Here is a 25,412-nt window from a genome sequence, read left to right on the forward strand (position 1 = left end):
AAATTAGAACGTAAAGGGAGTAGAAGCCTGAAGGAATTCAGGTCACGTTTTCGTCAGTACGACTGTAAAGTCCGGAACCGTGTTTAATTCGAGACTTTATCCAGTTCAGGGCGAGGATAGAGTTTTTTTTATTACTATCCTACTTAAGAAGAAAGAGAGGTTGCCCATGAAAGATAAAAAGTTCTATACGGTGTCATTGGAGGATATTCAATCTGAACATGATATTGTAAACGGATTAAGTGAACAACAGGTTGTTGCTTCACGAGAGAAATATGGTGAGAATAAACTAATCGAAGCCAAAAGACGTTCATTGTTAATGCGTTTTATTGACCAATTTAAAGATGTAATGATTATCATCTTATTGGTTGCTGCTGTAATTAGTGGGGTTGCCGGCGAAGTTGCCGATGCAGTCATTATTATCGCAATTGTTGTTCTTAATGCAATTATTGGGGTAGTGCAAGAAGACAAGGCTGAAAAGTCACTTAAAGCACTTCAAGATATGTCGACACCGAATGCGAAAGTTATTCGCGATGGTGTAGAGAAAACAATCAACTCACACGATTTGGTTGTCGGTGATATTCTTGTCCTTGACGCAGGTGACTTAGTTGCTGCCGATGTTCGTATTGTTGAATCCAATTCACTCCAAGTTCAGGAAGCTTCATTAACTGGGGAAAGTGTTCCTGTCGAAAAACAAGCTGATATCGTCTTGGGCGATGATGCAGTTCTGGGTGATCGTCGTAATATGGCGTACTCATCCGGTACAGTAACATATGGTCGTGGACGCGGTATGGTTACTGCTGTTGGTATGGATACTGAGGTTGGTAAGATTGCAACCTTGTTGAATGATACTAAAAACGATCCAACACCACTTCAAAACCAATTGAACCAACTCGGTAAGATTCTCGGTGTTGGGGCGATTATTGCCTGTGCGGTTATCTTAATTGTTGGGGTTATGAATAAACATGATCTGCTTGAAATGTTCTTAACAGCTGTTTCATTAGCCGTAGCGGTTGTTCCTGAGAGCTTACCTGCTGTTGCTACTGTTGTCTTAGCATTGGGTGTCAATCGCTTGGTACAACGCCATGCAATCGTGCGTAATCTGCCTTCAGTTGAAACACTTGGTTCTGCTACAGTTATCTGTAGTGATAAAACTGGAACACTAACACAAAATGTCATGACGGTTGTTGAAAACTGGACCGAAGGCGATGTTAATGAGCTTTCAATGGGATTACTACTCTGTAATGACTCACGTAAGATTGATGGCAATTGGGTTGGTGATCCAACAGAAACTGCCCTCTCAGCATGGGCTGAATCAATCGGACTTGATGCTACAAGACTTCTTGCTTCACACAAACGTTTAAATGAAGTACCATTTGATTCAGGACGTAAACGTATGAGTACCATCAACGACATCAATGGTCAAATGACTGCTTTTGTAAAGGGTGGCGTTGATGAAGTATTAAGTGTTGTAACACATATGGAAGAGAATGGCGAAATTAAGCCAATCTCCGATGCATATATTGCACGTATTCAAGAAAATAATAAAGAAATGGGAAGCAAAGCCCTTCGTGTTCTCGCACTTGCTAAAAAAGTTGTTACAACAAGTGACCTTGAACCAACAGAAATTGAATCGGGTCTTGTATTCGTTGGATTAATTGGAATGATTGATCCACCGCGTCCTGAAGTTACTGAAGCAATCCGCATTAGTAAGAAAGCAGGAATCCGTGTTGTTATGATTACCGGTGACCACGCAACAACTGCTGAGGCAATTGGTCGTGAAATTGGACTTCTTGAAGAAGGACAACTTGTTATTACAGGTAAAGAACTCGACGTCATGTCGGATGATGATCTCTTTAACAAAGTACAACACATCGGTGTCTATGCTCGTGTTTCACCAGAACACAAGATGCGTATTATCTCAGCATGGAAACGTCATGGTGATATCGTTGCGATGACAGGCGATGGTGTTAATGATGCTCCTGCTCTCAAACGTGCTGACATTGGTGCAGCGATGGGTATTGTTGGTACTGAAGTTGCCAAGAGTGCTGCAGATATGGTCCTAACAGACGACAACTTCGCAACTGTTGTTGTTGCCATCGAAGAAGGCCGTCGTATTAAAGATAATATTATGAAATCAATCTCTTACTTACTTTCATGTAATGTTGGAGAGTTACTCTTACTCTTAATTGCAATTCTCTTAAATTGGGATGCGCCGCTACTTCCAATTCACTTGTTGTGGATTAACCTTGTCACTGACAGTTTGCCAGCCTTAGCGCTTGGTGTTGATGCTGCTGAAGATGACATTATGGATCGTCACCCAATGCGTGGTAATTCATTAATCTCAAAAGCAATGCTTTGGAGAATAGCTTACCAAGGAATTCTTGTGGGTGGTGCTGCACTCTTTGCATACATGCATGGTGCTGGACTCCTTTGGGAATCAGGAAATGCCGAAATGGGTCGTACGATGGCATTCATCGTGCTTGGATTTACACAATTGATTCACTCATTTAGCATCCATTCCGCAACAAAATCAGTCTTTACATCATTCTGGAAGAACAAATACCTCATTGGTGCTGTTGTAATCAATGCTGCCATGTTATTGGGTGTTCTCTTCATTCCAGCCTTGAACGATGTATTCAAACTTGGCACCTTAGATGCCCATCACTGGCAAGTGGTTGTCATCATCATGTTTGTACCATTGGTGATTGTTGAAATCATGAAACTCTTGAAACTTAACGGAAAACACTAATCCAAAATAAAATGGGTAGCCTCTTGGCTACCCATTCTTTTTATTTCCAGTAGATTATTTTTGATTCAGCAAACTCTGCGATGTAGTACAGAATGAGTCCCAAGAAGGACAAGATAATAACAGAACTTAAGATGATTTTAATATCATACATTTCACTACCGTAGGTTAGCAGATAACCAAGACCTGCTTGAGCACCCATCATTTCACCAATGACTGCTCCGGTCATCCCTTGTGTAACAGATACCTTAATACCACTTAAGATTGCTGTTAAGGAGTAAGGAAGTTCAATGTGGATAAATCGCTGCCATTTGTTGCCATTTAAGACAGTCATGAAGTCGACATAGTTTTGATCAATATTCTTGATGGTGGTGCTTTGTGCAACCATGACAGGAAAGGAAACAACCAAGATTACAAGTGCAATCTTCGATGTAAGTCCCAACCCAAACCAGAGAATAAAGAGCGGCGCCAACGAAATCTTCGGTGCAATTTGAATGATGAGAATGATTGGCATCAAGAGCCGCTCAACAACAGTTGATTTGGCAATGAGGTATCCGAGAACAATTCCAAGAAGGATACCATAGAAGGTACCAATGAGAATTTCACGTAGCGTTGTAAAAATATGATGCCAGAGATTCCCAGTTTGAAAACTTGTTATCATATGCTGCCCAAGCTCAAGGGGGCTTGGAAGAATGTAGCTTGGAATCGCCAACACTGACGAAGCTCCTTGCCATAATGCAAGAATCACAACAAGCAAGATTAAAGGTCGTAGTACTCGTTTTTTATTCATGTGGGCCTCCGTTTGGTGTAATGAGATCGTAAACATCATAAGGCTCTTTAATTAGTTTGAACTGGTAAAGGTTATTGATAAACTCTGTGTAGCGTTCAGGATTGTTGTAGCCAAATCCATATTGAGCCGTATCATCACTTTGCCAAAGACCGTTAACATAAGCATCTTCAATGATTGTTACAAACTTTTCGCGACCACTTTTGGCGTTGGGCGCATAGTTATCAATTGCAATATCAACGGCTTCTTCTAAGTTCCCATTAATAATATAAGCAAGAGATTGGTTCAAAGCAGCGGTGAACCCGTCGACAATTTCAGGATTTTCATTGAGGAAATCATCGGAGACAATCACAACATTCCCATATGTCGTGGTAAATTCATTCGATCGAAACTCACTGACAGATTCTCCGTTTGCACGCAGTTCGTATGTTCGTAACATTGAGAAACTAATTGCATCAACTTGTTCGGTTACAAGCGCATTAACAATTGCTCCGGTTCCGACAATCTTAATATTCACATCATCGATGGTTAAACCGTTTTGTTCCAATAAGATTTTTAATTGGATATAGTTTGGACTTCCATAAGATGTAATTGCGATGGTTTTACCTTTTAAGTCACGGGGATCCTTAATTCCTGAATTGTCTTTAAATATCACCGAACCCAGTCCATTTTGCAGGGTCGTATGAACAATCTTTACAGGAACACCATTGGCACGTCCCAAAATCACAGGATCAGCGTTTGGAAATCCAAACTCAACATTTCCAGACCCTACATTCTTCACAATTTCAGCAGCAGAGGCATAGTAGAAATTAACGTTGAGTCCTTGCTCTGCAAAAAAACCTTTTTCTTGGGCAAGATAAAGTGGTGCATAATAAGGAACTGCGGCGCCATCAATTTGAATGTTTACATCGATGAGCCCATTGGCATTCTTTGTGTAAGTCTGTTTTTGTGCACTGCATCCCACCAGTAAGAGGGTGATGAGTGCGCTGATAATATACTTTTTCATAAGCACCTACTTCCAGAAAATGAGTTTCTTCTCGAAGAACTCAATAATTTGATAAAGAACAACACCCAAGACAATTGTAATTACAATCCCACTGATAAGTAGCGGAGTATTGAATGTCGATGAGGCAAACGATTGAATGTATCCCAATCCAAGTTGTCCCGACATCCATTCTGCCACCGTTGCGCCAATAATTGCTTGTACAATCGCAATTTTAAGTGAAGCAAAGACATCAGGAAGAATGTAAGGAATCTCTAAATCGATGATGGTTCGCTTGTGTTCAGCTTTCACGACCGTCAATAAATCATAATACGATCGGGGAATGCTTCTTAACGCCGATTCCACACCAATTATGATTGGGAAGACAACCATTGAGAACACAACGATGATTTTGGATGTCATTCCCAAGCCGAACCAAACAATAAAGAGTGGTACTAGAGCAATTTTCGGTGCGACTTGTAAGAAAACTAAAAATGGCTTAAAAAGGTCACTGAGGAACTCTGATTTATAAAGTGCATAGGCAATTGCACATCCCGCCAAGACACCGATTATGAATCCAAGTAAGACTTCATAAAGTGTAATGCCGATATGAATCCAGATATCTCCTGATGTAAATTGATAGATGGTTTCTTGAAGTACGCTTCCTGGCGCGGGAAGCATGAAGTGAGGAACATTAAAGAATTGCACATAAAGCTGCCAAATAAGTGCAAACACGCTGAGGGAAATGATGGTATTAACCACGGGATGTTTGAGATAAGGTTGTTTAACTGTTTTCATTGAGGAGACCTCTTAATTGCTTAGTATATTCGATAAAGCGCGGATCTGTTTTTAATTCAAGCGTACGCTCGCTCGGTAAATCAATTGCTACGACTTCCTTAATTTGACCTGGGCGTGCGGACATGACGATGACTTTCGATGAGAGAAAAACAGCCTCTTCGATATCATGGGTTACAAACATAACGGTCATTTTCTCCTCGCGTGTTATTTTTGCGAGTTCAAGATTTAAGGTATCCCGTGTAATAGCGTCTAATGCACCAAAAGGTTCGTCCATCAATAGCAACTTAGGATTGTAAGAAAGGGAGCGCACAATTGAGACTCGTTGACGCATTCCGCCTGACAGTTCTTTAGGCAATGCATTCTTGAATTTACTCAATCCAGTTTTCTCAAGAAGTGCATCGACGTAGCGAAGGTGTTTTTCGTTCTCTAATTTTTTGACTTTTAAAGGAAATGTTGCATTTTGGTATACGGTCTTCCATGGAAATAAGACCGAATCTTGAAACACAAAACCTATATTCTCATCAATAGGGCCCTCTGTGTTGTAAGTAATTGTCCCATTATCATACGTTTCAAGCTTTGAGACAATGCGTAGGAGCGTTGACTTACCACACCCTGAAGGTCCAATGATGGATACAAACTCATTCTCATATACGGATAAATTAATATCCTCTAATGCGGTAACCTTTTCATTAGCTTGGCTAACAAAAGTTTTATTCAATTTCTCTACAGAAACAACTGGTTTATTCATCTTCTTCTCCTTATTAATTAACGATTATATTCTGCAAGTGTTGCAAGATATAACTTTATTTTATTCTGTGTGACATTGAGGCTGAGCCCGGTAATGTTCTCAACCCGTTTGAGGCGATAATTCAAGGTGTTAATATGAATGAACAACTTCTTACTCGTCTCAACAAGATGTTCGTTGCACTTAAAGTAGGTGTGCAATGTTTCGAATAACATCGTCCCAAATCGAATGGACTGCAATGTATCCGAGATGAAAGAATCCAAGTCTTCACCCATACCCCGATAAATTAGGTAGAAGAACTCAATATTCTCATACAATTCGATATTGCCGTTGTTTTGATTTGTGCTTGAGAAACTCAAAGCAAACGATGCTTGTTTTTGCAAGCGTGTAATCTTCGCAATGTTATCAACCTTACTAATTCCAACCGAGACATCATTTGCAAGGCGCGGATGTTGCGAAAATGTTTCCTTAAGCAATGTTGAAACATCCAATGCTTCAAGTTGCTGGCGATCCCCTATAATGACGGTTGTAAAACTATTGAGTTGTCGTACAAACAAGAACTCTGTCAGAGCCCCTGATTGAATCAAATTGTTGTATAACAATTGAATGACTTTGAAGAGTTCATTGAAGTTGGCATTGATTCGATTGTCATTGGGTGCATTGACGAAATGAATGTCAATGACACGGCAATCAAGTTCTAAGATATCAATGTCGTAGGACTTAAATGAATCAATGATAATATCATCAAATACCCCTTGTTTTAGGATGATATTGTAAGCTGCGCGTTCTCGGAAGTCATTGTATTCCTTTATGTTGTAGAGCATAGCATTGATATAGTTCATGATATCGAGGTATGTTACTTCAACAGGAATAATGAAAACGGGAAACTTCAGTTCATAGAGAACCTCAATCAGTTCTGGACTCAGAAAGAAATCAGCGGTTGTTGGTTTAATTGCCAAACATGGGATGTTTAACGTACGCATCAATTTTACAAGCGTAATCTGCGCATCAAGTTGTGCTGGAAATGTTGTTGCACTCGTTAGTAGAAATTCACCACCGGTTGCCCAAACATCGATATTTACAGACTCCATGACAGTTACCGATGTAATTGAAATACGATCTAAGTTATCCAATCCTTCGTTGATAAGCCGAATGTCAAAGCGCTTATGAATTGAGCGGTATATCTCTTTAAGACTGATCAAATCCACACCTCCTCTTGTGTGAGCGCTTACCTATACAAAATCATTATAGAGAGTGAAACGCTTACAGACAATTGTGTATTCCAACAAACATTTTAATATAATATGTGTGTTCGTACAATAGATTCACATCATTTCGTTTGATATATTGTCTCTAACGACAGAAGTTGTCGAAAGGAGAAGTTTTATGAATACAGATGTTACAGTAAACGAAAACACACGTTACCGTAAAAAAGCACTGTTTAGTTCAATGGCTGGACTTGGATTCCAAAGCATGAGCACGATGATGCTCTCGTTTGCTTTGAGTTCCATGATCATTGACTTTGGAATTAATGGTGCTGCGGGAGGATTTATCTCAACGATTACAAATATTGGGATGCTCGTTGGGGGGATCATCTTCGGTACACTTGCAGATAAATACGGTCGTATTAAGATATTCGTCATTACCATTGCGATTTTCTCGATTGCAACGGGAATGATGGCATTCGCAACAAATATTACGATGGTCTACTTCTTACGATTCTTAGTTGGAGTTGGTGGTGGTGGGGAATACGGTGTCGTAATGTCACTTGTTGCTGATGCTTTCCCAGCTGAGAAACGCGGTCGCATGAATTCCTTTGTCACCATTGCAGGACAAGTGGGAAGTATCGTAGCCGCAGTTGCTGCAGCAATTATCCTTCCTAACTTTGGATGGCAAGGACTCTTTATTTTTGGAGCAACACCTATTTTACTTGCGATCTACGTTCACTTCACAATGGATGAATCAGAATCATGGAAGCGAGAGCGTGCTCAAGCTTCTGAAACGAAAGAAAAGATTGGTATTGCTGAACTATTCAAAGAAGGACGTGCAGCAACAACAATAAAACTTACAATCATGGCAATTGCACAGGTGGCTGGATACTTTGGTCTTATGAACTGGCTGCCTTCAATCTTACAAAAGAAAGCAGATTTAAGTATTTCTGGATCTTCTCTGTGGATGATTGTTACCATTGTAGGGATGTCACTGGGGATGTTTGTCTTTGGACATGTCATGGATAAATTTGGCGCTAAAAAGGCATATGCTTCTTTCTTGATCGCATCCGCCTTGGCTGTTTACCTCTACTCATTCGCTGCGTCTTCAATAACCATTCTTTTGGGTGGTGCAGCGGTAGGGTTCTTCGCAAATGGTATGAATGCTGGATACGGTGCTATCGTAGGAAATCTATACCCAACACGTATTCGTGCTACAGCCAATAACATTATTTTCAATATCGGTCGGGCAGTTGGGGGTTTCTCATCTGTAGCGATTGGATTCTTGCTGGATAACTATTCAATTACCTATGCGATGTTATTCCTTTCAAGCTTATATTGTATTTCATTAATTACTGTACTATCATTAAAAGTAGGAAAAGAGGCATAAATTATGAGCATTCATTTAAAGGGTTTAAAATCAGGAGATTTGGGTGAAGTGACACTCATCGTTGGAGATCCTGGGCGCGTTGATCTCATTGCTTCATTATGGGATAACGTTGAGTCAGTCGTTGATACAAGCCGTGAGTTTGTACTTAAAATTGGTGAGTTCAAAGGCCGTCGCGTTTCTGTATGTTCAACAGGTATTGGTGTTGGATCGACAGAGATTGCAATTACTGAACTCCTTGAAAATGATGCAAAGATGATAATACGTTGCGGTGGATGTGGTGCTTGGCGCGATGGTATTGCTCCGGGTGATATCATTTTAAACAGTGGTATGGCCCGCTCAGAAGGCATGTTAAGTGCTTATGTCCCAATGGCGTATCCTGCTGTTGCCGATCCATTGCTACTTGCAAAAATACACAACTCCCTATTAAATACTACAAATAAGGTTCATGTCGGTATTGGTCTTACATCAGAGACCTATTACCATGGACAAGGACGTACACCATCAATTCAAACACGTTTCGCAACACCGAAATTGATTGAATATTGGGAACCACGTGGCATTTTAAACTGTGAAATGGAAACGGCAGTTCTTTACATACTCGGCTCGCTCTATAATATCCCAGTTGCAAACTGCCTTGTCGTACACGTAAGTCGCTCTAATGAAAAATGGACAAGTGATGAAGATTATCAACGACTCCATAAAGCAGCAGCTGAACGTGTCTTGGTCGCAGCACTCAATCTTTAAAGTGAAGAAGGCTAACAGCCTTCTTTTCTATACAGTGCCTGCGAAAATATGGTATTATTAGAATTAGAAAAATTGAGTGGAGTGACAGAAGATGACAAAAACAATCGTTCCAAAAGGGTATGTTTCAACCTTGGGAAACTATGAAACACAAACGGCAATCGGATTTATCAAACGATGCTTCGAAGAAGCATTAACAGGTAGTTTGAAACTTAAACGTGTTTCAGCGCCGCTGTTTGTAGCAAGAAACTCGGGATTGAATGATGATCTCAGCGGTGTTGAGCGTCCTGTACGTTTTGATATTCCCGCACTTGACGGGGATGAGGGTGAAGTCGTACATTCACTTGCGAAATGGAAACGTATGGCCTTGCATGATTATGACTTCCGTGTTGGTAATGGTCTTTATACTGATATGAACGCCATTCGCCGCGATGAAGAATTGGATAATTTACATTCGATTTATGTAGACCAATGGGACTGGGAGCGCGTGATTACCGCTGAACAGCGCACGGATACGTATCTTAAGGAAACAGTCAAAGGACTCGTCAATGCAATTGCTGAGACATCCAGCCGTTTGCATACAAAATATCCCGATGTAAACGTCACAATTGATCCAAGAGTCTCGTTTGTGACCAGTCAGGAACTGGAAGACCTGTATCCGACATTGACCGCCAAAGAGCGTGAAAATGCCTATGTCAAAGAACACCCGACAACATTCATCACCCAAATCGGAGATGTATTAAACAGTGGCGAACGACACGACGGTCGAGCACCGGATTATGATGATTGGTCCCTCAATGGCGACTTGCTCTTTTGGCATGAACCCTTGCAATGTGCGATGGAATTATCAAGTATGGGAATTCGTGTTGATCGCGATGCCATGCTACGGCAATTAGAACTTGCCAATGCAACCGACCGCCTGGAATATACCTTCCATAAAATGATCGTTGACGAGAAGCTTCCACTCACTATTGGTGGTGGTATCGGTCAATCCAGAATGTGTATGCTTCTGCTCGGGAAGGCTCACATTGGTGAGGTTCAAGTTTCTCTTTGGGATGAAGAGACTCGGAATGCCTGTGCCGGAAGTATCGAACTCTTGTAAAAACAAAGCAATTCTTATCTTTTTATGGTGAGAATTGCTTTATACAATGTAGAAAAGAGGTTACGTTATGGTTGAACTAAAAAAGATTGATGAAACCAATTACGTAGAATGTCTTAATCTTAAAGCGTCGGTCGCTGATGAAAACTTTGTTGATCCAGTCGCCTGGTCATTGGCAGAAGCTTGGGTTTTAGGAAAAGATTCATGTCCGTTTGCAATCTATGCGGATGGCATAATGGTTGGTTATGTATTTATGTTCGCACTGAAGGAGAATCCACAAATAATTAATTTCTTGATTGATGATCGGTTCCAAAACATGGGTTATGGTGCACAAGCTGCGCGACTTTGTGTTGATTTTCTTGTCAAAACGTGCGATGCTCAGCGAATTTCTTTACCGGTCGACCCTGACAATATTGTTGCACAAAAATTATGGAGCAAGGTTGGATTTAGCCTGACAAAAGATCAGGAGAGTGGATATCATTACATGCGAATGAATACAATGGAAGCCATAGCATAAAGGCACATGTCATCATGAAGTTGTTTTGAAATTACACTTAACACGATTCGCTTGACATTAACTGCTAATTTCTAATTTTCATATTGAGTTCGTCTATCAAGTATGATATTATAGGTAAGCATAAATGGACCATTAGCTCAGTTGGGAGAGCGCATCCTTGACGTGGATGAGGTCAGCGGTTCGAGCCCGTTATGGTCCACCATTGATATTGAGTATAAGAAATCACAGTAGCGACTTGGAAAAGTCGTTTTTATTTGTGATAATTTCTGACTGTTATAATTAAAATTAGATAATGTATGCTAAACTTAATGTATGAATTTATGTTTAAAGAAGTGATTAGTATTTGATACAACTACAATAGGAGGAAATTATGAATAATATTGTCAAAAGAATGGTAAAACTTGATTTACATATTCATAGTGCTGCAAGTATTGGGAAAGATGGTGATAAAGTTAAAGATAATACTATAGATAACTTGCCAGTACTCTATCAACGACTTGAAAACGAAGAAGTTGAACTTATTTCAATTACTGATCATAACAATTTTGATTTAGCAATGTTTGATCGAATACGGAGTGATATTGAACTAGAGAAAACTGGAACACTGAAAAAAATTCTGCCTGGAATTGAATTTGATGTAGAAATTGAGAACAGCAAAATACATGTTATCAGTATTTTCAATGACTTAAATTATGAAAACATAAAATGTATTCCGGAGAAACTTAAAAAATATACTTTTGACAATGAATCAAAAAAAGCATTTAAAGAAAGCACCTTCAAAAACATTCTCTCTGATTTGAATTTGGATGTAGTACTAATTGCGCATCAAAAAAGCGATGTGAGAGCAAAAATCCACAATGATAATTTATCGAATGTTGGCGAAAAACTTTTTGATAACTTTATTGCCCTCGACTATTTTGATGCTGTTGAATTCAGAAGTGGAAAAGTAGAAGGCATGTTAAGAAACTATAAAGTTGAGCATGAATTGGAGAATTTAAGATTCATAACTGGAACTGATTGTCATGTCTGGAGTGTCTATCCAGATCAAGATATGACAAGACAAAGTGAGATTAAGTTCACATATATGAAAAGTCTATGCAGCTTCAAGGGTCTTGTCATGGCACTAACTGAACCCAAAAGACTGTCTACAGCAAACCTAAGCATACATCCTCCCCACATTAAAGAGTTATCTATTGACTTGTCTGGAGAAAAAGTAATGATTAATCTTGCATCAGGTATTAACGTGATAATTGGAGATAATTCGATTGGCAAGAGTTTGATTGTTGAGAAATTATTTAATAAAGATTATCTGAGTTCTTCTAAAACACTGAAGGATGGTCATGATAAATATCTGAAATCAAAAGAAATGAGTCTTAATATTGTTGCTGGTTTGGACGAAATTCAGTATTTGTATAAGCGACAAGGCGGAATACGAGGTGATTTTCAATCAGACAAAAATCTAAAAGATATTGATTTCTTTAGTAATAAATTTATTGATTTAGATAATGCGGCAGTTTCAGGAGAAATTGATAGATACGCAGATAAAGTGATTGAAAGAATGAAGCAAAATCACAGCATTATGACAAAGAATAATTCGTTGAATTTCACAATTAACATACCATCTGATGTTGAAGAGAACTATTATTATCTTTCGATTTTAAATGATCTTAAGCAAGATGAGGCAAGTTATGAAAGTATACTAGTTAAGATTGAGACAATACTAAATAATCTATCAGATTTAAGAGAAGAAAAATTGTTCGAGAGTAATAAAGAGTTAGATCAAATAGTTGGTGAAATGAAGAAGTTGCAGCACATTTATAAAAGTAAAAAGAGAGATACTGAAACTAAAAATAGAGTTATTAATATTATCAACCTCAAATCTAGACACTTTAATAGTCATTATACGCTTCAAAAACAAGGGCAAGAAGCACAACTCACTAAATATAATGATGAAAAGATACTAGTTATCAACAAAGTTGTTGAGGCTGTAAAAATAAATAGTGAAAAGTTAATTGACCCCTTGCAAGATTTTGAAGAAATTGTATTAAGTCCGCTGATGAATGAGATAGGTGAGTATACTTTTGTCACCAAAAGAATATATGATCAAATAGATAAAGAAACTATGATCAAAATTCTTATGAGTCCTATAAAATACTGTAGTTATGAAAACTTGCTATTATCAATTAATACCGATACTTTTGAAAGTAAGTTTAAAGAAACCGAGACAAGAAAGCATAATGGAACCAATGTAGATAAATTTGAACTGTACAAAGCTATTACGAAGGACTATTATCTTAGAGAAATTTTGGCAGGAGATTTGTTGATTAATAAAAACAATCTTGAGTTGCTAACTGGAAATTCCCCAGGGAAAAATGCACTGATTTATCTAGACATACTATCGCAAGATGACCTTCATCAATTAATAGTAATTGATCAGCCAGGTGATGATGTAGCACAGAATAGGGTTGCAAGCGAACTTGTAGCGATTTTCAGATCTATGGTGGACAATAATAAACAAGTTATAATAGTAACTCATAAACCTGAGCTTGTGGTGAATTTGGATGTTGATAATGTAATAATTTTGAAGCAAACCAATAATGGAAATATAGAGATTCACAATGGAGCACTTGAGTTTGAAAATGAACAAATTAATGTATTGGCAGAGGTTGCAAATACATTAGATGGAGGGGTTGAAACGATCAGAAAGAGATGGAAAAGATATGATAAAAAAAGTGATTGAGATAAGAATCGAAGATAATAGTAGAATAGTGGTTACTAACCATTTAGGTGTTAATATAGAGATCGGCCTAGAAAAAAAGCAGATCTCTGCAAAAGACATATATGCATTACTGGATTTTGAAGAGAAAAGTGTGACTGAGCTAAGTCCTGCTGAGAGGCTCTCAGATGATAAAACATCCGGTCCAAGTAATGAGATTTATCGTTTGTTTAATTATGTCTACGATTTATTAGCAAGTGTCATTGATGAGGTTGAAAAATTCCGAATAGAACTTGGAGAACATAATTAATTAAGTAAATTTGAAAATGGAGGAATTATGAACAAGCATGATTGCAGGGTTAGATATGTTTTCTAAATTGAAGTTTGTTTTCCTAAACTTGCAATTATTAAGTAAGATTTCCCAAGTGTTTAATGGTTAAGGTATGTAATGAGGGCGGAGATTATGCAGTATATAGCCTCATTATTAAAGTGCAAAGGGGACGATAAAATGAGGTACGATGAATATCTAGACTACTTAGACGAGTGTATTGATTATTGTGATCAGAGAGCGAGCGAGATTATTGAACACAAAGAAATAAATATTAATGTCTTTGACAACGTAACTAATGATGTTAAAGAGAAGCTAAATGGGGAATTTGCTGACACAATCGGCTTCTTAAAAGTGTTTCACATTTTGACAGTAGACTATATGGCCGAAATACTGAAACAATACAGAATTGATTGTTTTTCTAATCAAATAGTTCCGAATGAAGATATGTTTTATCTACACACCAGAGCTCTAAGAACCTATTTAGAAGTAGTTATATTGATAAGTAATGGACTTTCTGATGGGGCATATGCAAGAAACAGGACTAATTATGAGATAATATCGATTATGAGAGTATTCAATAAGTACAAAGACGATGCGAGCAAAGCATTTAGAAATACTAAGATTAACAGCAACAAGTGGATTTTAGACATAGAAAAAATCAGTAAGGATTTCTCAAGTAGGATGACACAATGGAGTAGAAAGAACTCTTTGAGTAATAAAGATATTGCATTGATTTGTAGTGGCGATGGTTTTGATTACATGAAGAAGTGGGAAGAAGTCTATAGAACTTCAAACAACATCTTACATGTTAATTACGAAGGTACATATAGTTCGATTTCTTCAAAGGGTGAAATTGCTCTCAACCCAGGACACTCAAATGGCGGCATTGCTCTAGTTTCAGATCATGCAGTACAGTTAATTGCAATTGCAAATTCGATCTTCATTGATTACATGTTTTGTTTGGGGAACAAATCGCAAAGTCTCATTTCACTTATTCATGAATTTAAATATACTAATCATTTTCTTGTAAATAACTTCAGAATGAAAAATGATCAACTAGTTGTATAAGTATCAGTAACGTAAATAAGTTACTACAAGAATCCAAGCGGTAGTGGTGATAAGTACATTGTGGTTACTCGAAAAGTGCATATGTGTTATTTGAAATACCATGAAGTACAAAATCTAGATTCTAAGTTAATAATTGTTATGGCAGAAACAAAGTAAATGAACTTAACCTGAGAGTGAGGTGGCGATTTGGAACGGTTTAGATTAATGAGAAATATTGTCACCTGTAACAAGTGTGGTGACACAATTGAAAGCAAATATATAAGTGACTGTGTAAGATGTAAATGTGGAGCAATTGGTACGAATGGCGGAACAGAGTATCAAAGACTAGTCGGTGAAAAAGGTGATATTTGCTTGAAAAAATCGATTTACAAAGATGCAAAACGTGGTACTTTAATTACACATAAAGAGTTAGGAAAATTAAAGAAAAATACTAAGGAGCTTATGGACTCCTTTGGTGTTATGAGTGTTGGTAATGGCTTTATAGATTGTATTTGTTCAAAAGATGAAATCATAAGATTCTCAGATGCGCTGAGCAAGATAGATATAGAAGTAACACATTTTACTCTATGGGAAGTAGTTGAAAAACTTGATGATAAACCTAAAGCAGGTATGGGTGGACCAAAAAACAGATTTGCTGAGGGATGGTATGCTGAACTAAATTGTAATAATTTTGAATACAGAGGTATAGAGAATCTGTTAGAAATTGTGAATCAATATGAATTAGAATTTGGTTGTGTTGTAGCACCCGGGTTATGGCTAGATATTTAACATAGAAATAGCTTTTTTAATCGAATTCACACAATCACTTGATCGAAATAAATTGTACTTTAGTTCCAATTGTGGTACAAGGACTACAGATAAGTCCTTACAAATATTCAGTTGTATATTTCGGCTGAAAAGCACATAGGGCACCATTTATAATTACCTAAACTATCTGTATGTGAGTTTCTCACGATACAGATTTTTTTTAATTATTCACTGAAGTTAAAGTGTTAATAGAGTACATCATGATATCGCTTCAGTCCAAAGATACATTAATTCTTATATCTAAAAAAACGACACCTGTAAGAAGTAATTATAGGTGTCATTGTACTTTTAATTTTCAATCGTATGTAACTAAATTAAGTCAGGCAAATACTTAATCGTACACCCTTTACTTTGGTAGTACTCAAGCATTGGATCAATCTTCCTCTTATCATAACTTGTAATACAATCAGATAAGACCGTAACATCATAATTCTCTTTTCTCAGGTTGAAACAGGTAGACTTAACACAGGCGGTGGCATCGGCACCTGTAATAAAGAAATTTTGAATGTTGTTGTTGGCAATATACTCTCTAAACTGATCGCTCGTTAGTGCGTTTCCTTTGTACTTTGTAAAAATATTCTGCGATACCATTTTCAACTCAGATACCAAATTGGCTCCATTTGTGCCAGTTTTAAACGTTCGGGTACCTGGTGAGAGATTTTCATGTCGTATATAAATCACATGATACTGATTTTGATCTGCCCAATCAATTGCAGTATTGATGTTATCGATTATCTCTTTGTAATTCTTTGTAATATCGTTTTGAATGTCAATAATTACGAGTGCTGTAGGGTTCATTGTGGATACCTCTTTCTAGTTCATAAGTACTATAACATGCTATTGTTGACACCGTTATGTCAACAATATATAATATGTTGAAGAATTTTTGAAAAGAGGGACCGATATGAGATTGGATAGACTCGTCAGTATTATTATGATTCTTTTGGATAAGAAACGAATTCCTGCACAGGAACTTGCAGATAAGTTCGAGGTATCTTTACGGACCATTTACCGCGATATTGATGCCATAGATATCGCAGGAATACCAATTCGATCCATACCGGGTGTTGGTGGTGGGTTTGAAATAATGCCCAAGTATAAGGTAGATTCCAATGTTTTTTCTCGCAATGACCTGTCGTCGATTCTATTAGGATTGTCAAGTGTGTCGGGTATTGTGCAAAGTGATACATTCATTCATGCGTTAGAAAAAGTAAAGACGCTTATCCCTGATGAGCATGCGCGAGATATTGAGTTTAAGGCAAATCAAATTCATATCGATATGAGTCCATGGATTGGAAACATACAGATCCAGAATAATTTGGAAGTTATTAAGCAAGCGCTTCATGCGGTAAAATTAGTTACCTTTTCCTATCGTGACCATCGTGGTAATATCACAGAGCGCACGGTTGAACCCTATCAATTGGTATTAAAAAGCAACCGATGGTATTGTCATAGTTATTGTTTGACTAAGAAAGACTATCGTCTGTTTCGGCTTTCTCGGATATCAAACGTAAGAACCCTTTCACAATCCTTTGATGTGCGTGCTTATGAAAAACCACGGCTAGACTTTGATGACAGGTTAGAGACGATACAAACCAAAGTTAAAATCCGAATTCATAAATCACTTGTAGATCGTGTTCTTGATTTTTGCACGTTTGATTGTCTCATTGAAGATGGCGATGCCCACTACATTTTGGAATTTCCATTTATTGAAAATGACTTTTATTATAATACGATTTTAAGCTTTGGGAACAAATGTGAATGTCTTTCGCCAGCACACATTCGTGCTGAAGTAATCAATCGTATCGATGCCATATTGTCGATTTATATCTAAATTTTTGATTAATATTTGAAGCAAAGCGTAGTCTTTGCTTTTTTACAATCCAAGTGTACTTAACATTATCTTAATGTAACTTCCGCTTACATTGATTATTGTGTAATAAACGACATCTATTTTCAGAAAGCGATTTTCATTTGATGTCATTTCATGGTAGTATCACCGTAACATCAATTTAGTTTTGATTGTAAGGAGAACGAAATGGAAATATTTATAAAAAATTTTGTTGAGAACAACAGCCTTTTCTATTTCTTCATCATCATGATTGTATTTGCCGTGGGTGATTTCATCGGAATAATCACCAAAGCAAAAATATCATCGGTGTTTGTGGTAATGGCTGTATTTCTTGGGGCATTTATGTTGGGAGTATTCCCGGCAGATATTGTAGAGCGAGCCGGACTCACGCAGATTGCGTCGATGTCAGCCGCGATTTTGATTTTCCATATGGGGACAATGATTAACTTGAAACAGTTAATCGCTGAATGGAAAACAGTGGTTACAGCGACGGCATCAATGATTGTAGTAATGTTAGCGTGTTTATTGTTGATTCCGATTATAGGGAGAGACAATGCAATTGTAGCGATTCCGGTGCTAAACGGGGGAATTATTTCAACGCAAATTATGAGCAATGCAGCTACGGATGCCAACTTGATCATTCCAGCAGCTTTTGCCGCGATTCTTTATGCAGTTAAGAAATTTGCAGGGGCTTACCCTGCGTCTTATGCTGGGGTGAAGGAAGCGGAAATCGCTTTAGATGCATATCGTAACGATAGAAAAAGTGTTAAGAATGTTGAAGAGTCCGTAAAGAAAGAAACGAAAGGTTTTGCAACAAAGTATTCAAAGTACTTCACAGATTTTACCTGTCTTATGATTGCCGTATGTTTTGCTTGGATCTCTGTTTCCTTGGGTAAGACGTTTACAGCGATTAACTATTCGCTTTGGGCGCTCTTATTTGGAGCAGTATTTGGGTACTTGGATATTGTACCGAGTCGTATCTTGGAAAAAGGGAAGGCATCAGGTATATTTTCGATGCTCGTATATGTAACGATTATTCCTTCCTTGAGTCGTGTCACATTGGATGATTTGGCATCACTTGGACTTCAAATTGCAATTACTCTTGTAGTAACCATTGCTGCTTTGTATTTGGTATTCTCGGTTCTTCCAGGATGGAAGCTGTTAAAATCAAAACATCTCGCATTTGGAGTTTCATTATGTCAGTATTTGGGTTTCCCAGCTACTTTCTTGGTATCGCATGAAATTGCGAAAGCGGTAACTGATGATCCTCAAGAGCAACAGGTTGTTCTTGACCGTATCATGCCAAGTTATGTTGTAGCAGGCATGACAACTGTAACGACGTTATCGATTATCGTTGCTGGAATCTTTGTCGTATTTATTTAAGGAGAAGTGTATGAAATTTGATCAATATATGTACCGCTATCCCTCGCGTCGTAACTTAGTGTATGGGCGTAAAGGTATGGTTGGAACTGCAAGTCCGCTTGCATCACAAGTCGGACTAGAGATACTTAAAAAAGGCGGAAATGCCATTGATGCAGCCATTGCAACGGCGGCTGCGCTGACTGTAGTTGAACCATCAGGAAATGGTATTGGTGGCGATAATTTTGCGATTGTCTGGTTTGAAGGCGAAATGTACGGTTTGAATGCAAGTGGAGCTGCACCGGCTCTCATGGATGCGTATGCTATGAAGGATCGTGGCGATAAAGAAGTGACTAAATTTGGACTTGATCCTGTAACGGTACCTGGAGTTCCAAGCGGGTGGGTCGCATTGTCAAAACGATTTGGTAAACTTCCACTGGATGTTGTTTTAGAGCCAGCTGCAATCTTAGCGGAAGAGGGATTTCCAGTCTCTGTGAATGTTGCGCGCCTTTGGAAACGTTATTATAAGATTTACAGTGCTGCATTAAAGGACTATCCCATTCTTAACACTTGGTTTGAAACATTCTGTCCCGATGGACATCCTCTTGAGGCCGGTGAATTATTCAAGTCACCAGGTCATGCTAAAACGCTTCGTGACATTGGGGCAACAATGGGCGAATCGTTTTATTCGGGGGCGATTGCTGACGCAATTGATGCTTTCTCCAAAGAAAATGGTGGTTTCATTCGCAAAGATGACTTGATGAAGCATGAGGTGGAGTGGGTAAGGCCCTTGTCAGTGAATTATCGTGGTTATGATATCTGGGAACTACCACCAAACAGTATTGGCATCATGGCTTTGATGGCCCTAAATATTCTCGAAAACTTTGAACTAAGTGGAAAAGAAGAGGTGGATACATATCACAAGCAGATTGAATCAATGAAGCTTGCATTTGCCGATGGTATGGCTCATATTGGTGAACCAAAAACCATGCGCGTTGACTTGGACCACTTACTTTCAAAAGAATATGGGACTGCCCGTAGTAAACTCATTGGAGACCAAGCACTTGAACCTGCTCCAGGAGAACTTGAGTCAAACGGGACAGTATATTTCTCAACAGCAGATAAGGATGGTAATATGGTTTCCTTTATACAAAGTTGTTATACGGGATTTGGTTCAGGAAGCGTCGTTCCGGGTTTGGGAATCAGTCTCCATAATCGAGGGAGTCAATTTACACTTGAAGAAGGCCATCCAAACTTCTTAGAACCTGGAAAGCGACCGCTTCATACAATCATTCCGGGCTTCATTACGAAAGATAACAAGCCTGTCGGGCCATTTGGAGTTATGGGAGGGCCCTTACAACCCCAAGCTCACATGCAGGTAGTCAGTAGTATGGTTGATTTCCATTTGAATCCCCAAGATGCACTGGATGCACCGCGATGGCAATGGGTATCCGGTAAGAAAGTTCAAGTCGAACATGGACTACCTTTCCATATTACAGAAGCACTAATGCGTCGTGGGCATGAAATCGAGGTATTGAATGAAACAATCATGCTCGGTCGTGGCCAGATTATCATTCGAAATGAAGATGGTGTCCTAGTTGGTGGAACCGAGCCTAGATCTGACGGTTATTTGGCCGTTTGGTAATTCGAATCAAATTTATCTTTATAGAGACAACACTTTTAAATGTTGTCTCTTTCTAATGCATAGTATTCATTTTAATGGGTAATTTGTTATAATGTATGGATGCCAATGGCTGAAGTTGAAATGGGTGGAGGATAATGATGAAGACTGAGAAAAATGGTGCAAATTTAAAAAGGAAATGGATTATTATAACTGCGATTTTAGTAGTGGCAGTTACTATGGCTTTATTTGTGTTGAATCAAAAGAAGGAGTTACCTTATGACACGCTAGAATTTTCCCTCGCACCGATTGCACTTGAAATGCGAGCGGAGCCAATGAGTGAAGAAAATGACGGAATCATTCGCTTTAATATAGAGCGTAATTATCAAGATTTTCCCATCGATAAGATTCAATCAATATCGTATGATGCGCGCGTTATCACTTCTGTTGACGGTGTTTATGGAACGATTAATCAGGTCGCAGATTTACGTAATAAGATTGTTGAAATGGGACTGGGAAATGAATTAGAATTCAATGAAGGAACAATCACATACGAAGGAAAGAATGGAATTCGCACCATGCCGTTTAAGTATATTGTTGTTGATACGAATTTTCCTGAATTGAGAGCTGTTAATGTTGTTGAGACAGAGCTTAATCAGGTTCCAGATTACAATACATTATTCATGGCAACGGATTCAGAAGATGGAGATCTTGCAATACGCGTTGAAGGAGAGGTTGATTATGGAGTTGCTGCAATTTATGAACTCTATGTGGTCGCTACAGATTCAAGTGGAAACATATCAAAGAAACCTTTCTTTTTGACGGTACATTCAAATGAAGAATAGAAAACAAATGTGTTGAAGTATCAAAGTATAAAATTCAAGTATATCTGAATTTTATACTTTTTTTAATTTAAAAACTTGACATTCGTAAAAATAACATGTACCTTGTAAAAGTAAATACTATTTCCCGGTAGGTGAGGCTACCATAAGGATATGGGTTGTTGCCGCAAAATAGTGGAGACACTATGCGTTGGTTTGAACAGGTGTTATCAAAAACAAGGTTTCACCTAATACAACTTCACCGCCTTATGGAGCTAAAGCTCAAACGGTATACCATAATATAAAGCGAGTTTATTTTTGTTTTTACGTTGTGCACTATACCATTGTTTGAGATGGGGTGCACTTTTTTATTGTGCTAGCCGAGGGTGAATGACTGTTTACACGTAGAGATGAGGTGAGGAATTGGACATAACTAATTGGTGTTGGGGTCAAAGAGATAATCTGTTTTTAGAAATGTATCATAATAAAATTTCTCACCACTTTACTGTGTAAGGGGAAAGTTTTTGATATATTTTAACCATCTTTTTGACTCAAACGAGACATTCTATGTGGAAAGGAGAAAGAAAGATGGTTTTTTACTATGCAATGTTTGCAATTTTCTTTGTGCTGGTGAGTCTACTATTCTATTCAGGAAAGGGTTTTGAATACATTCCAGGATGGAAGCAAACATCACCAGAAATAAAAAGATCAATAAACATTAAAGCTTTAAAAAATAATATGGGAATGATGTTTCTAGCGTTAGCCCTAATATTTGGAGTTTCTGTTTTTTCTGAAATTTTTAGAGAAAAAGTATTTATCTGGGCATCAATACTATGGATTATCGCCGCACGAATCAATATTAACTATATTAGTCGGTCAAAGAAATTCCAAAATAAATCAGTTGAACCATTTGATGGTCGCGATTGATACAGAAAAACAAATGGACGAATAGTAATTGTCATACAATTACTGAATCTGACAATTCTATTCATAAACTACAAAGATATGGAGGAGAAAGTCATGTCAAGAAAAAAAATGCGTCGCATTAACGCAAAAAATAGTGCAATAATAACTGATATTAACGCAAGATTAACTTTTGCAGCAACATCAGACGAAGAAACAATATTTAAGAAATTTAACACTCGTAATGAAGGATTATCAAATCGTGTAATTGAAAGAAATCGCACCAAGTATGGTGATAATGTAATTTCTAAGCAAAAACCAAAATCTCTTATTCAACGATTGTTCGGAGCGTTTATCAATCCATTCACAATGATTCTCATTTTTCTCGCAATTGTATCAGGCATTACTGATATTTACATTCCAATGCGTTCGGGAGATGAAATTGATGTATTGACTGTAATCATAATATTATCGATGGTTTTTATCTCAGGAATCCTTCGATTCTTACAAGAGACACGATCTGGAAACGCTGCTGAGAAACTGTTAGAAATGGTGACTACAACAGCAACAATTCGTCGACAAGAAACTGGTGAAATAGAACTACCACTTGATGAAATCGTGGTTGGTGATATTGTTCGTCTTTCGGCTGGGGACATGCTACCGGCAGATGTGCGCATTACGAAAGCAAAGGACCTCTTTGTAAGTCAATCAGCGTTAACAGGAGAAAGCGAGCCATTTGAAAAATACAGTGAGCCTGAAAAACAAGAAAAGAAATCGGCAACTGACTATTCAAATATGGGCTTTATGGGGAGTAATGTTATTAGTGGCACTGCAGAAGCCATCGTAATTTCAACTGGGGACGAAACGATGTTTGGATCCATGGCTCAGTCAATTTCAGAAGAACCAGTACAAACAAGTTTTGAAAAAGGTGTAAACTCAGTTTCTTGGGTACTTATTCGTTTCATGCTCATCATGGTTCCAATTGTATTCTTTATCAATGGATTTACAAAAGGAGACTGGATGGGTGCCTTCCTGTTTGGAATATCTATCGCTGTTGGACTAACACCGGAGATGCTTCCAATGATTGTTACAACAAGCCTTGCAAAAGGTGCCGTGGCAATGTCGAAGGAAAAGACAATCATTAAGAATCTAAACTCTATACAAAATTTGGGAGCGATCGATGTACTGTGTACTGATAAAACTGGAACCTTGACTGCAGATAAAGTTGTACTGCAATACCATTTAGATGTTAAGGGAAAAGAGAATGTTCAGGTGCTACGTCATGCATACCTAAACAGCTACTTCCAAACAGGACTTAAAAATTTGATGGATTTTGCCGTAATCAGCCGAACCGAACAAGAAAGTGAAAATGATGTTTCTTTGAACTATCTCAGCACCAACTATACGAAAGTTGATGAAATACCGTTTGATTTTGAACGACGTCGTATGAGTGTTGTTGTTCAAGATATGTCGGGTAAGGTGCAAATGATTACCAAAGGTGCCGTTGAAGAGATGCTATCAATTAGCAGTCACGTACAATACGGCAATACTATTGAACCTGTTACAGAGAAGGTGAAGCAAGACATTTTAAACACTGTTAACTCATTGAATGATGATGGAATGCGTGTTATTGCCGTTGCGCAAAAAACCAATCCATCACCCGTTGGAGCATTTGGAGTCCAAGATGAAAATGAAATGGTCCTATTAGGGTACCTTGCGTTCCTTGACCCACCAAAACAATCTGCCGCTGTGGCAATTCAAGCACTTTTGGATCATGGCGTCACAACTAAGATTCTCACTGGAGATAACGAAAAAGTTACGCGTTGGGTCTGCAAGCAAGTTGGAATTGAAATTGATGGACTCCTGTTAGGGGAGAATATTGAAGGTTTGACTGATATAGAATTGGAACGTGAAGCAAAGCGTTGCAATGTCTTTGCGAAAGTATCTCCTTCTCAAAAAGCAAGAATCATTAAAGCGTTGAGAGATGGCGGTCATACTGTCGGATTTATGGGGGATGGCATCAATGATGCAGCTGCAATGAAATCATCCGATGTTAGTGTTTCGGTGGATACAGCAGTGGATATTGCTAAAGAATCAGCGGATATTATTCTCTTAGAAAAAGACCTTATGGTTCTTGAAAAAGGGATTATTGAAGGAAGAAAAACATATGCAAATATGATCAAGTACATAAAAATGACAGCAAGTTCAAACTTTGGAAATATGTTCTCTGTCCTTGCTGCCAGTGCATTTCTACCATTCTTACCAATGATGAGTGTCCACTTGATATTCCTAAACCTGATCTATGATATTTCCTGTACAGCGATTCCTTGGGATAATGTCGACGAAGAGTTTCTCATGGTTCCCAAGAAATGGGATCCAACCTCTGTTGGTAATTTCATGATTTGGATTGGTCCCACAAGTTCAGTCTTTGATTGGACAACGTATCTGTTGATGTATTTTATAATTTGTCCGCAATTTGTTTCAGGGGGAGTGCTTTACAATAATATTGCGGTTAATGCCCTGGTTCAAAGTGGCCCATTGGCGGGGATGAATATGAGATTAGCCTATATGGCGATGTTCCATGCTGGTTGGTTTGTAGAGTCGATGTGGTCCCAAACTTTGGTCATTCACATGATTCGTACACCCAAGATTCCATTCATTCAAAGCCGTGCCTCAACACCATTGACTTTGATGACTTTTGCAGGAATTATTGCATTAACCATCATTCCATTTACTGGTTTTGGTCGCATGCTCGGATTCGTTGCATTGCCTGGGGTATACTTCGCATATCTCGCGTTAACAATTCTAGGGTACATGATTTTAGTAACCATTCTAAAGAAATTCTACATCCGTAGATATGGTGAATTGCTCTAACTATTAATCATATAAAAACCATCATGAAGACGAATCTTCGTGATGGT

General features: G+C 38.2%; 21 protein-coding genes, 1 tRNA gene and 1 riboswitch. Of the genes, 16 read left to right on the forward strand and 6 right to left on the reverse strand.

The features are described 5' to 3' along the window. The first annotated feature begins 166 nt into the window (after positions 1-166). Positions 167-2,749 carry a calcium-translocating P-type ATPase, PMCA-type gene (locus G7062_RS04105; RefSeq protein WP_166064663.1) on the forward strand — a complete coding sequence of 861 codons (2,583 nt, stop codon included), beginning with the start codon at positions 167-169 and terminating at the stop codon, positions 2,747-2,749. Between the two features lie 40 nt (positions 2,750-2,789). Here the strand turns inward: G7062_RS04105 and G7062_RS04110 are convergent, their stop codons facing one another. From G7062_RS04110 to G7062_RS04130, 5 genes are read right to left on the reverse strand one after another with little or no spacing between them, the layout of a single operon-like run. Continuing rightward, positions 2,790-3,536 (reverse strand): ABC transporter permease, encoded by a 747-nt coding sequence (locus tag G7062_RS04110; protein ID WP_166064664.1) that lies wholly within the window; start codon positions 3,534-3,536, stop codon positions 2,790-2,792. Beyond that, positions 3,529-4,539 (reverse strand): ABC transporter substrate-binding protein, encoded by a 1,011-nt coding sequence (locus G7062_RS04115; RefSeq protein ID WP_166064665.1) that lies wholly within the window; start codon positions 4,537-4,539, stop codon positions 3,529-3,531. Before G7062_RS04115 ends, G7062_RS04110 begins: the two co-directional genes overlap by 8 nt. Positions 4,540-4,545: 6 nt before the next feature. After that, complete coding sequence (locus tag G7062_RS04120; RefSeq protein WP_166064666.1) at positions 4,546-5,313, reverse strand: ABC transporter permease; 768 nt, start codon at positions 5,311-5,313, stop codon at positions 4,546-4,548. Next, positions 5,300-6,061, reverse strand: coding sequence for an ABC transporter ATP-binding protein (locus G7062_RS04125; protein WP_166064667.1), 762 nt, complete (start codon positions 6,059-6,061; stop codon positions 5,300-5,302). The genes G7062_RS04120 and G7062_RS04125 overlap by 14 nt, the downstream gene beginning before the upstream one ends. A gap of 17 nt (positions 6,062-6,078) precedes the next feature. After that, positions 6,079-7,260 (reverse strand): PucR family transcriptional regulator, encoded by a 1,182-nt coding sequence (locus tag G7062_RS04130; protein WP_166064668.1) that lies wholly within the window; start codon positions 7,258-7,260, stop codon positions 6,079-6,081. A 184-nt stretch (positions 7,261-7,444) separates the two neighbouring features. Here G7062_RS04130 and G7062_RS04135 point away from each other — a divergent pair, with 184 nt between their 5' ends. The 9 genes from G7062_RS04135 to G7062_RS04175 all read left to right on the forward strand — a co-directional run bounded on the left by G7062_RS04135 (position 7,445) and on the right by G7062_RS04175 (position 15,896). Next, positions 7,445-8,656 carry an MFS transporter gene (locus G7062_RS04135; protein ID WP_166064669.1) on the forward strand — a complete coding sequence of 404 codons (1,212 nt, stop codon included), beginning with the start codon at positions 7,445-7,447 and terminating at the stop codon, positions 8,654-8,656. A gap of 3 nt (positions 8,657-8,659) precedes the next feature. Then, positions 8,660-9,400: a nucleoside phosphorylase gene (locus G7062_RS04140; protein ID WP_166064670.1), complete on the forward strand. Its 741-nt coding sequence runs from the start codon at positions 8,660-8,662 to the stop codon at positions 9,398-9,400. Between the two features lie 91 nt (positions 9,401-9,491). Next, positions 9,492-10,499: an aspartate--ammonia ligase gene (gene asnA / locus G7062_RS04145; protein WP_166064671.1), complete on the forward strand. Its 1,008-nt coding sequence runs from the start codon at positions 9,492-9,494 to the stop codon at positions 10,497-10,499. A 67-nt stretch (positions 10,500-10,566) separates the two neighbouring features. Then, the gene (locus G7062_RS04150; protein WP_166064672.1) at positions 10,567-11,013 is read left to right on the forward strand and encodes a GNAT family N-acetyltransferase; all 447 of its coding nucleotides are present in this window, start codon (positions 10,567-10,569) and stop codon (positions 11,011-11,013) included. Positions 11,014-11,139: 126 nt separating this feature from the next. Continuing rightward, positions 11,140-11,215 (forward strand) — tRNA-Val (locus G7062_RS04155). 168 nt (positions 11,216-11,383) lie between these two features. Next, on the forward strand, positions 11,384-13,753 hold the full coding sequence (locus G7062_RS04160) for a PHP domain-containing protein (protein ID WP_166064673.1): 2,370 nt from the start codon (positions 11,384-11,386) through the stop codon (positions 13,751-13,753). After that, positions 13,734-14,039 (forward strand): hypothetical protein, encoded by a 306-nt coding sequence (locus G7062_RS04165; RefSeq protein WP_166064674.1) that lies wholly within the window; start codon positions 13,734-13,736, stop codon positions 14,037-14,039. Before G7062_RS04160 ends, G7062_RS04165 begins: the two co-directional genes overlap by 20 nt. Positions 14,040-14,237: 198 nt before the next feature. Continuing rightward, entirely contained in the window at positions 14,238-15,128 is an 891-nt protein-coding gene (locus G7062_RS04170) for a DUF5677 domain-containing protein (protein WP_166064675.1), read from the forward strand. Positions 15,129-15,314: 186 nt separating this feature from the next. After that, positions 15,315-15,896 carry a hypothetical protein gene (locus tag G7062_RS04175; protein WP_166063870.1) on the forward strand — a complete coding sequence of 194 codons (582 nt, stop codon included), beginning with the start codon at positions 15,315-15,317 and terminating at the stop codon, positions 15,894-15,896. A 348-nt stretch (positions 15,897-16,244) separates the two neighbouring features. Here G7062_RS04175 and G7062_RS04180 read toward each other — a convergent pair whose 3' ends face one another. Further along, the gene (locus tag G7062_RS04180) at positions 16,245-16,733 is read right to left on the reverse strand and encodes an isochorismatase family cysteine hydrolase (RefSeq protein ID WP_166064676.1); all 489 of its coding nucleotides are present in this window, start codon (positions 16,731-16,733) and stop codon (positions 16,245-16,247) included. 106 nt (positions 16,734-16,839) lie between these two features. Here G7062_RS04180 and G7062_RS04185 point away from each other — a divergent pair, with 106 nt between their 5' ends. The 6 genes from G7062_RS04185 (at position 16,840) to mgtA (ending at position 25,365) form a co-directional block, all read left to right on the forward strand. Further along, positions 16,840-17,769 (forward strand): YafY family protein, encoded by a 930-nt coding sequence (locus tag G7062_RS04185; RefSeq protein WP_166064677.1) that lies wholly within the window; start codon positions 16,840-16,842, stop codon positions 17,767-17,769. Positions 17,770-17,973: 204 nt separating this feature from the next. Next, positions 17,974-19,170, forward strand: a complete 1,197-nt coding sequence (locus G7062_RS04190; protein ID WP_166064678.1) for a hypothetical protein — start codon at positions 17,974-17,976, stop codon at positions 19,168-19,170. A 10-nt stretch (positions 19,171-19,180) separates the two neighbouring features. Then, complete coding sequence (gene ggt / locus G7062_RS04195; RefSeq protein ID WP_166064679.1) at positions 19,181-20,791, forward strand: gamma-glutamyltransferase; 1,611 nt, start codon at positions 19,181-19,183, stop codon at positions 20,789-20,791. A gap of 137 nt (positions 20,792-20,928) precedes the next feature. Further along, a complete protein-coding gene (locus G7062_RS04200) occupies positions 20,929-21,612 on the forward strand; it encodes a hypothetical protein (protein WP_166064680.1) in 684 nt (227 codons plus the stop codon). A gap of 116 nt (positions 21,613-21,728) precedes the next feature. Beyond that, positions 21,729-21,886, forward strand: a riboswitch (M-box (ykoK) riboswitch). 269 nt (positions 21,887-22,155) lie between these two features. Then, positions 22,156-22,515: a DUF3784 domain-containing protein gene (locus G7062_RS04205; protein WP_166064681.1), complete on the forward strand. Its 360-nt coding sequence runs from the start codon at positions 22,156-22,158 to the stop codon at positions 22,513-22,515. A gap of 93 nt (positions 22,516-22,608) precedes the next feature. Continuing rightward, complete coding sequence (gene mgtA, locus G7062_RS04210) at positions 22,609-25,365, forward strand: magnesium-translocating P-type ATPase (RefSeq protein WP_240915982.1); 2,757 nt, start codon at positions 22,609-22,611, stop codon at positions 25,363-25,365. The last annotated feature ends 47 nt before the right edge of the window (positions 25,366-25,412 follow it).

It is taken from the genome of Erysipelothrix sp. HDW6C (assembly GCF_011299615.1).
Classification (GTDB): Bacteria; Bacillota_I; Bacilli_A; order Erysipelotrichales; family Erysipelotrichaceae; genus Erysipelothrix.

What these genes read in the sequence shown, in the direction of transcription:
- G7062_RS04105 (WP_166064663.1), top strand. Translation starts at nt 167, where the DNA reads ATGAAAGATAAAAAGTTCTATACGGTGTCATTGGAGGATATTCAATCT.
- G7062_RS04110 (WP_166064664.1), bottom strand. Translation starts at nt 3,536, where the DNA reads ATGAATAAAAAACGAGTACTACGACCTTTAATCTTGCTTGTTGTGATT.
- G7062_RS04115 (WP_166064665.1), bottom strand. Translation starts at nt 4,539, where the DNA reads ATGAAAAAGTATATTATCAGCGCACTCATCACCCTCTTACTGGTGGGA.
- G7062_RS04120 (WP_166064666.1), bottom strand. Translation starts at nt 5,313, where the DNA reads ATGAAAACAGTTAAACAACCTTATCTCAAACATCCCGTGGTTAATACC.
- G7062_RS04125 (WP_166064667.1), bottom strand. Translation starts at nt 6,061, where the DNA reads ATGAATAAACCAGTTGTTTCTGTAGAGAAATTGAATAAAACTTTTGTT.
- G7062_RS04135 (WP_166064669.1), top strand. Translation starts at nt 7,445, where the DNA reads ATGAATACAGATGTTACAGTAAACGAAAACACACGTTACCGTAAAAAA.
- G7062_RS04140 (WP_166064670.1), top strand. Translation starts at nt 8,660, where the DNA reads ATGAGCATTCATTTAAAGGGTTTAAAATCAGGAGATTTGGGTGAAGTG.
- asnA (WP_166064671.1), top strand. Translation starts at nt 9,492, where the DNA reads ATGACAAAAACAATCGTTCCAAAAGGGTATGTTTCAACCTTGGGAAAC.
- G7062_RS04150 (WP_166064672.1), top strand. Translation starts at nt 10,567, where the DNA reads ATGGTTGAACTAAAAAAGATTGATGAAACCAATTACGTAGAATGTCTT.
- G7062_RS04160 (WP_166064673.1), top strand. Translation starts at nt 11,384, where the DNA reads ATGAATAATATTGTCAAAAGAATGGTAAAACTTGATTTACATATTCAT.
- G7062_RS04165 (WP_166064674.1), top strand. Translation starts at nt 13,734, where the DNA reads ATGATAAAAAAAGTGATTGAGATAAGAATCGAAGATAATAGTAGAATA.
- G7062_RS04170 (WP_166064675.1), top strand. Translation starts at nt 14,238, where the DNA reads ATGAGGTACGATGAATATCTAGACTACTTAGACGAGTGTATTGATTAT.
- G7062_RS04180 (WP_166064676.1), bottom strand. Translation starts at nt 16,733, where the DNA reads ATGAACCCTACAGCACTCGTAATTATTGACATTCAAAACGATATTACA.
- G7062_RS04185 (WP_166064677.1), top strand. Translation starts at nt 16,840, where the DNA reads ATGAGATTGGATAGACTCGTCAGTATTATTATGATTCTTTTGGATAAG.
- G7062_RS04190 (WP_166064678.1), top strand. Translation starts at nt 17,974, where the DNA reads ATGGAAATATTTATAAAAAATTTTGTTGAGAACAACAGCCTTTTCTAT.
- ggt (WP_166064679.1), top strand. Translation starts at nt 19,181, where the DNA reads ATGAAATTTGATCAATATATGTACCGCTATCCCTCGCGTCGTAACTTA.
- G7062_RS04200 (WP_166064680.1), top strand. Translation starts at nt 20,929, where the DNA reads ATGAAGACTGAGAAAAATGGTGCAAATTTAAAAAGGAAATGGATTATT.
- G7062_RS04205 (WP_166064681.1), top strand. Translation starts at nt 22,156, where the DNA reads ATGTGGAAAGGAGAAAGAAAGATGGTTTTTTACTATGCAATGTTTGCA.
- mgtA (WP_240915982.1), top strand. Translation starts at nt 22,609, where the DNA reads ATGTCAAGAAAAAAAATGCGTCGCATTAACGCAAAAAATAGTGCAATA.